At 69.2% G+C, this 13445-nt stretch carries 13 protein-coding genes; all 13 read right to left on the bottom strand.

Annotated features, from left to right (window positions below):
* Nucleotides 1-4 precede the first annotated feature (4 nt).
* Entirely contained in the window at nt 5-2836 is a 2832-nt protein-coding gene (locus BKA02_RS10680; RefSeq protein ID WP_179433891.1) for an FtsK/SpoIIIE domain-containing protein, read from the bottom strand.
* A gap of 57 nt (nt 2837-2893) precedes the next feature.
* Entirely contained in the window at nt 2894-3712 is an 819-nt protein-coding gene (locus tag BKA02_RS10675) for a PP2C family protein-serine/threonine phosphatase (RefSeq protein ID WP_370467867.1), read from the bottom strand.
* Between the two features lie 125 nt (nt 3713-3837).
* A complete protein-coding gene (locus tag BKA02_RS10670) occupies nt 3838-4830 on the bottom strand; it encodes an aldo/keto reductase (RefSeq protein WP_179433889.1) in 993 nt (330 codons plus the stop codon).
* Between the two features lie 76 nt (nt 4831-4906).
* Nucleotides 4907-5665: a DUF5684 domain-containing protein gene (locus BKA02_RS10665; RefSeq protein ID WP_179433887.1), complete on the bottom strand. Its 759-nt coding sequence runs from the start codon at nt 5663-5665 to the stop codon at nt 4907-4909.
* A gap of 82 nt (nt 5666-5747) precedes the next feature.
* Nucleotides 5748-6512 carry a YaaA family protein gene (locus tag BKA02_RS10660; RefSeq protein ID WP_179433885.1) on the bottom strand — a complete coding sequence of 255 codons (765 nt, stop codon included), beginning with the start codon at nt 6510-6512 and terminating at the stop codon, nt 5748-5750.
* An 88-nt stretch (nt 6513-6600) separates the two neighbouring features.
* Nucleotides 6601-6861, bottom strand: a complete 261-nt coding sequence (locus tag BKA02_RS10655; RefSeq protein ID WP_179433883.1) for a F0F1 ATP synthase subunit epsilon — start codon at nt 6859-6861, stop codon at nt 6601-6603.
* Between the two features lie 2 nt (nt 6862-6863).
* The gene (gene atpD / locus BKA02_RS10650) at nt 6864-8315 is read right to left on the bottom strand and encodes a F0F1 ATP synthase subunit beta (protein WP_179433881.1); all 1452 of its coding nucleotides are present in this window, start codon (nt 8313-8315) and stop codon (nt 6864-6866) included.
* 23 nt (nt 8316-8338) lie between these two features.
* Entirely contained in the window at nt 8339-9238 is a 900-nt protein-coding gene (locus BKA02_RS10645) for a F0F1 ATP synthase subunit gamma (RefSeq protein WP_179433879.1), read from the bottom strand.
* An 18-nt stretch (nt 9239-9256) separates the two neighbouring features.
* A complete protein-coding gene (atpA, locus tag BKA02_RS10640; protein ID WP_179433877.1) occupies nt 9257-10897 on the bottom strand; it encodes a F0F1 ATP synthase subunit alpha in 1641 nt (546 codons plus the stop codon).
* Nucleotides 10898-10945: 48 nt separating this feature from the next.
* Nucleotides 10946-11734, bottom strand: coding sequence for a F0F1 ATP synthase subunit delta (locus BKA02_RS10635; protein WP_179433875.1), 789 nt, complete (start codon nt 11732-11734; stop codon nt 10946-10948).
* Nucleotides 11734-12276, bottom strand: coding sequence for a F0F1 ATP synthase subunit B (locus BKA02_RS10630; protein WP_179433874.1), 543 nt, complete (start codon nt 12274-12276; stop codon nt 11734-11736). Before BKA02_RS10630 ends, BKA02_RS10635 begins: the two co-directional genes overlap by 1 nt.
* A 27-nt stretch (nt 12277-12303) precedes the next feature.
* Complete coding sequence (gene atpE / locus BKA02_RS10625) at nt 12304-12540, bottom strand: ATP synthase F0 subunit C (RefSeq protein WP_179433872.1); 237 nt, start codon at nt 12538-12540, stop codon at nt 12304-12306.
* A 60-nt stretch (nt 12541-12600) separates the two neighbouring features.
* Entirely contained in the window at nt 12601-13389 is a 789-nt protein-coding gene (gene atpB, locus BKA02_RS10620; RefSeq protein WP_179433870.1) for a F0F1 ATP synthase subunit A, read from the bottom strand.
* Between the last annotated feature and the right edge of the window lie 56 nt (nt 13390-13445).

The following is a 13445-nucleotide window of genomic DNA, read 5'->3' as shown; positions in this document are numbered from 1 at the left end:
GCCGTCAGCGCATGCCACCGGCGAGCGAGGTGATCACGACCCGCTCGCGCAGTACGCCGTCGCGCACCCGCCATGCGCGCCCGGCGTCGGTGCGTGCGTACGGCGCGAGTTCGCGGATGCCGACGAGGGTGCGCAGGTCTCGTGCGGCCTCGGCGAGCACCAGCACTTCGCCGTCCAGCTTCACCCGCTGCCACAGCGCCCAGTGACGCTGCCACGTCTCCGCATCCGCGACCAGGATGCGCGGCACCCCGCCCTGTGATTCCTCACCCGGCGATGCCTCACCCGGCGATGTCCGCGGAGGCATCGCTGGGGGCGTCTCCGCGAGTTCGATCACCTCGGCCGCGTCGTGCTCGGCACCGAGCGCCCGCGCCACCCGTGCCGGCATGGGCGTCACCACGGCGGTGAGCGCGGCCCCGGGCATCCAGTTCGGCGTCGTTCGGAGCGCGTCCGTCACCAGCCGGTCACGGCCGGGGTCGGTCGCGGAGTCGGCGACGGCGAACTGCACCTCGACGCCGCCCCACCGGGCGCGGCCAGGGCGACGTTCCGGATCGAAGGCGCCGGGGTCGCCGCCCACGGCGAGATGCTCCGTGCGTCCGTTCGTGCGCAGCACGGCGCGCTGCGCAAGCAGGCCCGCGATGGCGGCCACCTGTCCCGTGCTGCGTGCCGCGGTGATGACGACCGAGGTCTCCTGAGTGCCGAGCCTGCGGAGCACGCTCTGCATGTGCTCCGCCCACGCCTGGGCGTAGTCGAGGGGGAATCCGGCGAGCACCGCATCCAGGTCATCGCACAGCAAGAGCCGGGGTGCGGGGATCGAACCGTCGGCGAGTCCGGACACGATGCTCCACGCCGCCTCCGCATCGACGGGAATCGAGAGCGCATCCGGTTGCTGAGCGCGCAACGCTCCGATGACGGTGGACTTGCCCGAGCCCGGGCCGCCGAACACTGCGAGTCCGCGGTCGACGCCCGGCGCGAGCGCGCGCACCGTCTGCCGCTGGCTCTCCGGCTCGTCGGCGAGCCCGACGACGAGAGCGCCCACCGGGACCTCGTCTGGCCGGCGGATGCGCAACTCCTCGACGCGGATCGCGATCGGCAGCGCCGGGGGCCAGGGACTGCGCGCCTTCGCCGCGCCCGCATGACGCCGCGCGACGGCATCGATGTCGGACGACGCCGTGCGCGCGACACGGAAGAGCATCGGATCCGCGTCTCCCGAACGACGCACCAGCGCGAGCCCGCGCCCGTCGAGGTCACCGGGCAGTTGCGCAGCCTCATCGGTGCCGATGATCGCCCGGCTGTCTGCGGGATCGGTTACCCGCAGCGACAGCCGCAGCGGGCAGTTCGCGGCCAGCGCGTCGCGCACGACGCCGGTCGCACGCTGCGTGCCCAGCACGAGGTGCATGCCCAGCGCCCTGCCGCGCGCGGCGATGTCGGTGAACACGGCGGCGAGATCGGGATGCTCCTGCAGCAGGGCGGCGAACTCGTCGACCACCAGCACGAGCCGCGGAAGGGCGTCAGCGGCCTGGGCGATACTGCGGGCGCCGCACTCGGCGAGCACCGCCTCGCGTCGGCGGAGTTCCGCACGCATGCTCATGACGCCGCGCTCGGCGCCGCCGTCGTCGAGGTCGGTGATGACCGCGGCGACGTGCGGCAGCTCGCGCAGCGGGTCGAACGCCGTGCCGCCCTTGAAGTCGGCGAGCACGAAGCAGACCCGCTCGGGCGGGTACGCAGCGGCCATCGCCGTCACCCAGCTCACCAGCAGTTCGCTCTTGCCCGACCCGGTCACCCCGGTCACGAGGGCGTGCGGACCATCCTCGACGAGGTCGACGAGCGCGAGCCCGCGCGCATCGCGCCCCAGCGCCACGCGCAGCACCCCACCGGCATCGCCGGGCGTGGGTGCATCGGCGAGGCCGAGCAGTCCGGGTGGTTCGGGTTCGGCGTCGGCCTGGGCGTCGAGCAGTCCCGCGATCTCGATGCCCTGCTCGGCCGAGATGCCCTCGACGGCGCAGGTCCGCTCCCCCGCTGCCGTGCGCACGGTCGCCGCCGTCGGATCCACGACGTCGATCACCGTTGCCATGCCTGCGGGCGCGTCGCTGTCCGCGGGCAGCCGCATGAGCACCGTGTCGGCGGGCTCGCGCCCGTCGCCGTCGCCGACCCTCAGGTGCCATGCATCGCTGGCTCGGGTGCGCGCCTGCGGAAGGCCGCCGAGATCCAGTTCCGCCAGCCCCGTGCCGCTCAGACGCACCGTACGCGTCGCGAAGCGCAGGCACACCTGAAGCACGAGGGCGCGGGCGACGGCATCGGCCACGGGTCCGTCGCCCCGCACCGCGATCCCGCCCGAGAGGGGCACCGTGACGGGCATGTCGTCGAGATGCCTGTGCGCCTCCCGGAACGCACGGGCGCGCTCGTCGTCGCCTCCGGAGAACCGCAGCGGGGTCGGCACGCTCCCTCGTCCTACCGTCACCTGCGCGCCGGGATCGACCTGCACCGGTCGCAACGGCGGTGCGAGGATGCACGACGCCGCATCCGGATGCGTGCGGTGTTCCGATGCCCGCGACTGCTCCTCGCGCGCCGCGCACTCCGACGCCGTGCGCGACCACACGGCATCCGCCTCTTCGCGCAGTCTGCGGGCGTCCTTGCGGCGATGACGCGCCCCGTCGACGAAAGAGGCGAGCAGCATGAGCGGGCCGAGTGCGGCGAAGCACAGCGAGAGGAGCGATCCGGTCACCCGCCACATCACGATGCCCGAGATGACAGGCACGACGGCGGCGAGCATCGGCAGAGGCGGGCGACGGGCAGGAGCAGAGGCAGCGGGAAGCACGAGGGGCTCGGCGGGATCCATGCGGCCATTCCAGCCGATCGTCGGGACCACGCGGGGCGCGAGCGCCCGGCCCGTGGATTATTCGGCGGAATCCGCCGCTGGGGAGGAGGACTCCGCGTCCGCGCCCGGTACATGCACGTCGACCACGACGAGCGTGACATTGTCCCGTCCGCCGTTCTCCAGAGCAGCGGCCATCATCGCCTCGACCGCGGCGGACGGCTCCGCGTTCTGCGCGAGGAAGTGCTGGATGCCGTAGTCCGTGAGCTCCTTCGTGAGCCCGTCCGAGCAGATCACGAAGCGATCGCCGTCCTGCACGGCGAACTCGCGATAGTCGGGAGGCGCCGCTTCGCTGACGCCGACCGCGCGGGTGATCACGTTGCTGTACGGATGCCCCTCGGCCTCCTCGGGACTCAGCCTCCCCGCGGTGATGAGCTCCTGGACGACCGAATGATCCGTCGTGACCTGGGTGAGCGCGCCGTCGCGCTGCAGGTAGACGCGGGAGTCGCCGATGTTCAGCGACACCCAGTGCGGCTCGTCGGCATCGGTGCGCAGGAAGACGCCGGTCAGTGTGGTGCCCGTGCCCTCGTCCGTGGTGTCCGGATGGGCGGAGATGTCCTCGACGGCGCGGCCGAGAGCCGCCTCGATCGCGCCCGCCGACACGTCGCCGGAGGCAACTGCCTCCTGCAACCGTGCGATGGTGCGCTGGCTCGCGATCTCTCCGCCGGCATGGCCGCCCATTCCGTCGGCCACGACGAACAGCGGGAACTCCGCGAGAAAGGCGTCTTGATTGTTCTCCCGGCGGTGGCCGGTCTCCGTCGCCCCGGCCCATGTCACGCGTGCGATGACGCCGTCGCGCAACGCGACCTCATGGGTCTGCGGAATCGACGGCTCCGTCACTGGTGCCCTCCCGGACCTCGGGCGATCGTGGCGACCGCTGCACTCCTTGACATGCTAGTGGCTGTCGCCCATGCGGCCGTCACACTTGTGAACCGGCTCAGCCGTACCGGCCGAAGCGACGGGTGTCATGCAGAGGGGTCCTCGGGCAGGGGGAACAGCGCGTCGATCGCGGCGAGCTCGTCGGGATCCGGGCGCCACGCCGCTCCCGCTCGGGCGTTCGACTCGATCTGCTCCGGCGTCGTCGCCCCGGCGATCACCGACGACACGACGGGGTTCGCCAGCAGCCAGCCGAAGGTCGCCTCCAGCATCGTGATCCCGCGCTCGTCGCAGAACGCGCGGTACGCATCCAGCGCATCCCATGGTGCGTTCTCCCAGAGCCCTCGCCGGGTCGCCATGATCCGGCTGTCGGCAGGGCCGCCCTCGCGGGAGAACTTGCCGGTGAGCAGGCCGTTGTGCAACGGGAAGTAGGGGAAGAAGCCGATCCCGTATCGCTCTGCCGCCGGCAGCACCTCGCGCTCGACACCGCGTGCGAGCAGCGAATAGTGGTTCTGCGCCGAGATGAATCGCCCCGAGTGCCGGATGCGGGAGGTGAACTCGGCCTCGGCCACCTGCCACCCGGTGAAGTTGGAGTGCCCGTAGTAGCGGATCTTGCCCTCGCGCACCAGGTCGTCCAGCGCGTCGATCGTCTCTTCGATCGGCGTCTCGGGATCGGGCAGATGCAGCTGGTACAGATCGATCCAGTCCGTGCGCAGGCGACGCAGCGACTCCTCGACCGCCCGGCGGACGTAGCGTCGCGAGGCGCGAGCCGCGGGGAAGTCGTAGCCCATGTCTCGGAGCTGCCCGAACTTGGATGCGAGGACCACGCGATCGCGGCGACCCTCCAGTGCTTCGCCCATGAGCGTCTCGCTGAGCCCCGGGTCCCTGCCGTACATGTCGGCCGTGTCGAGGAAGGTCACGCCGCTGTCGATCGCGGCGTCGAGCACCCGACGCGTGCCCACGAGGTTCTCGGTGACCGTGCCCGGCCGGCCGAAGTTGTTGCATCCGAGCCCGACCGCGGAGACCAGCAGTCCGGAGGATCCGACCCGTCTGTCGCTGGTCGCCGTATCTCCACTCACCATGCCTCCACGCTATCAAGCCGAGACACGGCGAGCCCCCGGTCCGAAGACCGAGGGCTCGCTGCGGATCGCGGTGTCGTCAGGCGGGGTTGTCGTCCGGCCTGGGAGCCTCCGGAGCCTCGCCGGCCTCCGTCGACGGCGGAACCGGCGGGGCCGGAGGCGCGGGCGGAGCAGGAGGCGCGGCCGGGGCGGTCGGCGATGCAGCGGGCGGCGTCACCGGCGGAACCGGCGGCGCAGCCGGAGGCTGGTACCCCTGCGGGGGAACGCCCGGCTGCTGCGGCGGCTGGTACCCCTGCGGCGGGGCGTAGCCCTGCGGGGCGCCGTACGCGCCGGCGGCCGGAGCGGCGGCCGACGGCTGCACGGGAATGCCGTCCCACACGGTGCGGTCGCCGAGGAAGCCGTTGCCGGCCCACGGCGCCGGGGCGATGTTCGGGTTCCAGCGCGACTTGTCGAAGGCGTTGATGCCCAGCCACACGATGCTGAGGAAAAAGTACAGCACCACCCAGACGGCGTCCTTCTGCAGCTTCAGCCCGACGCGCCACGCGGCCATGACCATCACGACGGCCAGACCGATGCCGACCAGCCAGCCCAGGAACGGGATCCAGGTGAGGAGAACGCCGAACATCAGCCAGGGGCTCAAGTCGCCGAGCTTCAGGAAGATCATGAAGTTGTAGAACGGCACCCAGGCGCGCCACTTGCCCTGGACACCCGCCTTCTCGAAGATCTTCATCAGGAACAGCGAGCTGAGCACGTAGAAGCCGGCGACGAAGATCAGCCAGATGAAGCCGGCGACGAGAAGCGCAGCGACGCTGGCTCCCGAGTCGTAGTAGTCGTTCATGGATCCCTCCATACGATTTCGCAACGCCCTCCGCGTTGCGACACTCACCTTAGCGCGATGCGCCCGTCTATACAGGGATTTCTCAGCGAGTGCGGCGGATCGGCTGCGCCGTGACCAGTTCCACGACACCGTGCGCCTCCGTGCGGCGCATCGTGAGCTCCGCCCGCTCGGCCCACGCGAGCAGTCCCCGCAGCGAGGCGACACGGGGCCGTTGCTGGGCGAGCAGGCGCACCAGTTCGCCCTTGGCGTGCTTGTTGAAGTGGTTCAGCGCACGCCCCTCCTCGGTGACGACGCGCACGTACACCGACGACACCGCATCCGGTACGGGCCCCAGCGCGACGTAGGCCTCCGAGCGCAGGTCGAGCACGAACACCGGCGCCGCGGCCTCGATGGCCTCGGACACCGCGCCCGCCCAGTGCCGCTTGAGAGAAGCGACGCCGGGAAGGGGTGCGGCCGCGCCCAGGCGGTACGCGGGAATCGCATCCAGCGCCCCCACCGGCCCGAAGGGCGCGCTGTGGATCCACACGTGCGCACCTAGCCAGCGTCGTGCGGCACGATCGAGCGTGCCCGCGTCGAGGGCGTCGAAGAGCACACCCGTGTAGCGCTCGACCGCGGGCATGGTCGCCGACGACCGCAGCGTCGCGTTGTGCGCGATCTCGCCCCGCTGGCGGGCGCTGAGCGCGAGCACCCGCGCCGCCTCCTCCTCATCGGCGGCCAGGGCGATGAGCGCGTCGATCACGGCGTCGCGGGCGGGCACGAGCGTCGGCAGCGCCCACGCCGCGATGTCGAGGGCAGGGCCGTCGCCGCCGGGACGCTTCGTCTCGGAGGGTGGAAGCAGGATCTGCATGGAACTCCGGTCGAACAGAGGGCGGAAGGGTGTGCAAAGCCGAAGCGCCGGCCCCCGAGGGAACCGGCGCTTCGTGCAGGGACTCGGATCAGGCGATGAGCGCCGCGTTGCCGGCGACGATCGTCAGGATGTTCCCCTCCATGGAGACGAAGCCGTCCTGCGCATTCGCGAGCACCTTGGAGCCATCCTCCTGAGTGATGCGCACCTGGCCCTCGGCGAGGATCGCCAGCACGGGCTCGTGCCCGGGCATGAAGCCGATCTCTCCCTCGACGGTCTTGGCGACCACGAGGCTCGCCTCACCCGTCCAGACCTCCGCATCGGCGGAGACGAGGCTGACGTGCAATGCCATGGTCAGCCGTTCTCCTTCTGGATGCGCGCCCAGTTCTCCTCGACGTCCGAGATCGGGCCGACGTTGAAGAAGGCCTGCTCGGCGACGTGGTCGAAGTCGCCGCGGCAGATCGCGTCGAACGATTCGATCGTGTCCTTCAGCGGCACCGTGGAGCCCTCGACACCGGTGAACTTCTTCGCCATGTAGGTGTTCTGCGAGAGGAACTGCTGGATGCGGCGTGCACGCGCGACGACGATCTTGTCCTCTTCGGAGAGCTCGTCGACACCGAGGATCGCGATGATCTCCTGCAGTTCCTTGTTCTTCTGCAGGATCTGCTTGACCGTCGTGGCCACCCGGTAGTGGTCCTCGCCCAGGTAACGGGGGTCCATGATGCGCGACGTCGAGGTCAGCGGGTCGATCGCCGGGTACAGACCCTTCGATGCGATCTCACGGCTGAGCTCGGTCGTCGCGTCGAGGTGCGCGAACGTCGTGGCAGGCGCCGGGTCGGTGTAATCGTCGGCGGGGACGTAGATCGCCTGCAGCGAGGTGATCGAGTGACCGCGGGTCGACGTGATGCGCTCCTGGAGCACACCCATCTCGTCGGCGAGGTTCGGCTGGTATCCCACGGCGGAGGGCATGCGGCCCAGCAGCGTGGAGACCTCGGAGCCGGCCTGCGTGAAGCGGAAGATGTTGTCGATGAACAGCAGCACGTCCTGCTTCTGCACGTCGCGGAAGTACTCCGCCATCGTCAGGGCCGACAGAGCGACGCGCAGACGCGTCCCCGGGGGCTCGTCCATCTGGCCGAAGACGAGGGCGGTCTTGTCGAAGACGCCCGCCTCCTCCATCTCGCCGATGAGGTCGTTGCCCTCACGGGTGCGCTCGCCGACACCGGCGAACACGGACACACCGCCGTGGTCCTGCGCGACGCGCTGGATCATCTCCTGGATGAGGACCGTCTTGCCGACGCCGGCGCCGCCGAACAGGCCGATCTTTCCACCCTGCACGTACGGCGTGAGGAGGTCGATCGACTTGATGCCGGTCTCGAACATCGTGGTCTTGGACTCGAGCTGGTCGAAGTTGGGCGCGGCGCGGTGGATCGGCCAGCGCTCGGTGATCTCGACCTGCTCGCCGGGCTCGGCGTTGAGGACCTCGCCGATGACGTTGAAGACCTTGCCCTTGGTGACGTCGCCCACGGGAACGGAGATCGCCTCGCCGGTGTCGCGCACCTCTTGCCCCCGGACCATGCCGTCGGTGGGCTTGAGGGAGATGGCGCGCACGAGGTCGTCACCGAGGTGCTGTGCGACCTCGAGGGTGATCTCGGTGGACTCCTCGCCGATCGTGATCGTCGTCTTCAGCGCGTTGTAGATGTCGGGGATCGAGTCGTGCGGGAACTCGATGTCGACGACCGGGCCCGTGACGCGTGCGACGCGCCCGACGACCGCGGTCCCAGCCTCAGCTGTGGCGGTGGGGGTCATATCTTCGTCTCTTTCTTGATGGTCTATTTGCTCGATGCGAGGGCGTCGGCGCCGCCGACGATCTCCGCGATCTGCTGCGTGATCTCCGCCTGGCGCGCGTTGTTGCGCAGACGTGTGTAGTCGGTGATGAGCTTGTCGGCGTTGTCGCTGGCCGACTTCATCGCCTTCTGCGTCGCGGCCTGCTTGGCGGCCGACGACTGCAGGAGCGCGTTGAAGACGCGGCTCTGGATGTACACCGGCAGGATCGCATCGAGCACCGTCTCCGCGTCCGGCTCGAACTCGTAGAGCGGGTAGATCTGGCTGCCCGCCTCGGAGTCGTCCGCCTCGGCGATCTCGAGCGGCAGGAGGCGCACGGCCTCCGGCGTCTGGGTCATCATGCTGACGAACCGGTTGTAGACGAGGTGGATCTCGTCGACGCCGCCCTCTTCGCCACCGCGGTTGAAGCCCTCCAGGAGCGCCGCCGAGATCTCCTCGGCCGTGTGGAACGACGGGGTGTCGGTGTCACCGGTCCACTCCGCCTCCGCGGCGATCCCGCGGAACTGGAAGTAGCCCACGGCCTTGCGGCCGACGAGGTAGAACACCGGCTCCTTGCCCTGTTCGCGCAGCAGCTCGGCCATCTCCAGCCCCTCGCGGAGGATCTGTGAGTTGAACGCGCCGGCCAGGCCCCGGTCCGACGAGAAGATCACGACCGCGGAGCGGCGGATCGTCTCGGGCTCACGGGTGAGCGGGTGATCGACGTTGGAGTGCGTCGCGACGGCGGAGACGGCTCGGGTCACGGCGCGCGCGAAGGGAGACGACGCCTTGACGCGCGCCATCGCCTTCTGAATGCGCGAAGCCGCGATGAGCTCCATCGCCTTCGTGATCTTCTTGGTCGTCTGAGCAGAAGAGATCTTCTGCTTGTAGACCCTGAGTTGAGCGCCCATGTATCAGTACCCGCGCGATTACGCGCGACGACCCTTGACGATCTTCTCCTGGTTCACGTCGTCGACGTCGGCCGCCTCGTGCTCCTCGTGGCCGACGGCACCGATCGACTGACCGTCGCCGGCCTGGAACTCCAGGATGAACTCGTCGGTGACCTTCTCGAGCTCTGCGACGGTGTCGTCGTCGAGCACGTTCGTCTCACGCAGCGTGTCCAGGACCTTGGTGTTGCGACGCACGTGATCGAGCAGTTCGCGCTCGAAGCGCAGGACATCGCCGACCTCGATGGTGTCGAGCTTGCCGTTGGTGCCGGCCCAGATCGAGACGACCTGCTCCTCCACGGGGTACGGCGAGTACTGCGGCTGCTTGAGCAGCTCCGTCAGACGCGCACCGCGGGCCAGCTGACGACGAGACGCCGCGTCGAGGTCGGAGGCGAACATCGCGAAGGCCTCGAGCGAGCGGTACTGCGCCAGCTCCAGCTTCAGCGTTCCGGACACCTTCTTGATCGACTTGACCTGGGCGTCGCCACCGACGCGGGAGACGGAGATTCCGACGTCGACCGCGGGACGCTGGTTGGCGTTGAACAGGTCGGACTGCAGGAAGATCTGACCGTCGGTGATCGAGATCACGTTGGTCGGGATGTACGCCGAGACGTCGTTCGCCTTGGTCTCGATGATGGGAAGACCCGTCATCGAGCCGGCGCCGAGCTCGTCGGAGAGCTTCGCGCAACGCTCGAGCAGACGCGAGTGCAGGTAGAACACGTCGCCCGGGTAGGCCTCGCGCCCCGGGGGACGGCGCAGCAGCAGCGAGACGGCGCGGTAGGCCTCGGCCTGCTTCGACAGGTCGTCGAAGATGATGAGCACGTGCTTGCCGCCGTACATCCAGTGCTGGCCAATGGCCGATCCGGTGTAGGGAGCCAGATACTTGAAGCCCGCGGGGTCGGAGGCCGGAGCGGCGACGATCGTCGTGTACTCCAGAGCGCCGGCCTCTTCGAGTGCGCCCTTCACGGAGGCGATCGTCGACCCCTTCTGACCGATCGCGACGTAGATGCAGCGCACCTGCTTGTTCACGTCGCCGGAGTCCCAGTTGGCCTTCTGGTTGATGATCGTGTCGATCGCGATGGCCGTCTTGCCGGTCTGGCGGTCGCCGATGATGAGCTGGCGCTGTCCGCGGCCGACGGGGATCATGGCGTCAATGGCCTTGATGCCGGTCTGCAACGGTTCGTGCACGCTCTTGCGCTGCATGACGCCGGGCGCCTGCAGTTCGAGCTCGCGTGAGCCTTCGGTGGCGATGTCACCGAGGCCGTCGATCGGGTTTCCGAGCGGGTCGACCACGCGACCGAGGTAGCCGTCGCCCACGGGCACGGAGAGGACTTCTCCGGTGCGCGTGACCTCTTGGCCCGCCTCGATGCCGGTGAAGTCGCCGAGCACGACGACGCCGATCTGGTGCTCGTCGAGGTTCAGGGCGAGGCCCTTGGTGCCGTCCGCGAACGTGACGAGCTCGTTCGCCATGACGCCGGGCAGCCCCTCGACGTGCGCGATGCCGTCTGCTGCGTCGACGACCGTGCCGACCTCGGTCGCCGCAGCGCCCGTGGGCTCGTACGCGGCGACGAAGTCCTTTAGCGCGTCACGGATGACGTCGGGGCTGATCGAAAGTTCTGCCATTGTCTTCCCTTTGTATCTATGCGCGGTTCGCCCGCGCGAAGTCGTGTGTCAGCCCGCGAGCTTCTGCCGGAGGTCGGCGAGTCGGGCGGAGATGCTGCCGTCGATGACGTCGTCTGCGACCTGCACGCGCAGGCCCCCGACGACGGCGGGGTCGAGCACCACGTTCAGCGCGACGGGTCGGCCGTAGCGCGTGGCGAGGAGTTCGGAGAGCCGGGTGCGCTGCGCCTCGCTGAGCGCGGCGGCGGAGTGCACCGTCGCGACGATGCGATCGCGCTGCGCGGAGACGATGCGCATGGCGCGGCTCAGGAGCTGGCGCACCCGTCGTTCGCGCGGCTGCTGCACGAGCGACGAGACGATGAGCGTGGTGGCCGCACCCGCCGCTCCGGTGAGCAGCTTCTCGATCAGCGCACCCTTCGCCGTCGCGTCGCCGAGGCGGCTGCCCAGGGCGAGCTCGAGCTCGGAGTTGTCGGCCACGAGGCGGGAGACCGAGAACAGCTGTCCCTCGATGTCTTCCTCGGCAGCGCCGACCGCTGCCGAGCGCACGGCGAGCTCCTCGATGCCGTCGACGAGGTCGTCGGGGCTCGACCAGCGCTCCGCCGCCACCGCGGCCAGCAGTCGCTGGACGGGTGCGGAGAAGCCGGCGAAGACTCGTGCGACGAGCGCTTCGCGGGCGGCAGCGGGTGCGGAGGGATCGGCGAGCGCGCCGCTCAGCCCAGCCGACTCGCCGACCTGACGCGCGGCCGCGAACAGCTCGCGCGCCGAGTCGAGGGTGAGCCCGCTCGTCGCGGTCAACGCCGTGGTCGATGCCGCGAGCGCCTGAGTGGTCGCGCTGCCCATTACTTCTCCGCCTTCTCGAGATCGGCGAGGAACCGGTCGACGACCGCGCTCGCGCGTGCGTCGTCGGAGAGCGTCTCCCCGACCACACCGCCGGCCAGGTCGAGGGCGAGGGTTCCGACCTCGCCGCGCAGCGAGACGAGAGCACTCTGGCGCTCAGCCTCGATCTGCGCGGATGCGGCAGCGGTCACCCGGGCGGCTTCGGTGGTCGCGGCCTCCTTGGCCTCGGTCACGATCTTCTTGCCGTCCTCACGGGCGGCCTCGCGGATCTGTCCGGCCTCCGTACGGGCCTCGGCGAGCTGACGCGTGTACTCCTCGAGCGCGGCCTCCGCCTGCTTCTGAGCCTCGTCGGCCTTGGCGATGTTCCCCTCGATCGCGGCGGAGCGCTCATCGAGCATGGCCGTGAGTCGCGGAAGGGCGACCTTCCACACGACGATGAGGATGATGAGGAACCACAGCGCCGACCAGATGATGTCGTACCACGCGGGGATGAGGGGGTTGGGTGCCTCCTCCGCCGCGAGGCGCGTGACAAGAGCGTCAAGCATCCTGTCTCCTTCGGAAGTCGGTGCGGATTACGGGAAGGGGATGAACCCGACAGCGATGCCGACGAAGGCGAGTGCCTCGGTGAAGGCGATGCCGATCCACATGAGGACCTGCAGTCGACCGGCCAGCTCGGGCTGGCGGGCGACGCCCTCGATCGTCTTGCCGACGACGATGCCCACGCCGATGGCGGGTCCGATGGCGGCGAGACCGTAACCGACCGCGGCGAGGTGGCCGTTGACGTCAGCGAGAACCGTAGTTGCGTCCACGGGTTTTTTCCTTTCGTTGGGTGGGTGGGCTTTGGCCCGCCCGCTCAGTGTCTGATGGGCTCAGTGCTCTTCTGCCACCGCGAGCTGGATGTAGATCGCGGTGAGGACGGTGAAGACGTAGGACTGCAGGACGACGACCAGGATCTCGAAGATCGTGAAGGCGCCGCCGAAGGCGAGGGTGCCCACACCGAGCGCTGCCCAGCCGCCGCCCGCCGTGAAGAAGAAGAACCAGGTGGCCGAGAAGCAGAGCACGAGGATCATGTGCCCCACGACGAGGTTCATCATGAGTCGCAGCGTCAGAGTGACCGGCCGGATGATGAACGTCGAGATGAACTCGAGCGGCGTGACGATGATGTACACCGGCCACGGCACGCCGGCCGGGAAGAGGGAGTTCTTCCAGAAGCCGAGCGGGCTCTTCTTCATGCCCGCGTAGATGAAGGTCACGTAGCTGATGACCGCCAGCGTGAGCGGCACGGCGATGATCGCGGTGCCGGGCATGTTCAGGAACGGGATGATGCCCGTGATGTTCATGAACAAGACCATGAAGAAGATCGTCACGAGCAGCGGAGCGAAGCGTTCGCCGTCCTTACGGCCGAGCAGGTCGTGGCCGATGCCGGTGCGGACGAAGTCGAGGCCCATCTCGACCAGGCTCTGGAACCGGCCGGGGACGACCTTCATGCGGCGCGTGCCGAGCCAGAGGATCAACACGACGGCGACGACCGACAGGAACTGGATGATGTGGATCCGGTGGACCGGGATGCCAGCGACCTCGAACAGGATCTCCGGGAAGAAGTCGTTCATCGACGGGCCGTGGAACTCGCCGCCGTCGGAGGCCAGTCGGGTGATCATGGTCGCAGCGAGATTCAACAGCGCGAGCTCCAGCTTCGGGGCACCGGTGCGAAACC

Source organism: Microbacterium pseudoresistens (assembly GCF_013409745.1).
Taxonomy (GTDB): domain Bacteria; phylum Actinomycetota; class Actinomycetes; order Actinomycetales; family Microbacteriaceae; genus Microbacterium; species Microbacterium pseudoresistens.
Note: the sequence above shows the minus strand (reverse complement) of the source record. Positions and strands in the feature narration are given on the sequence as shown.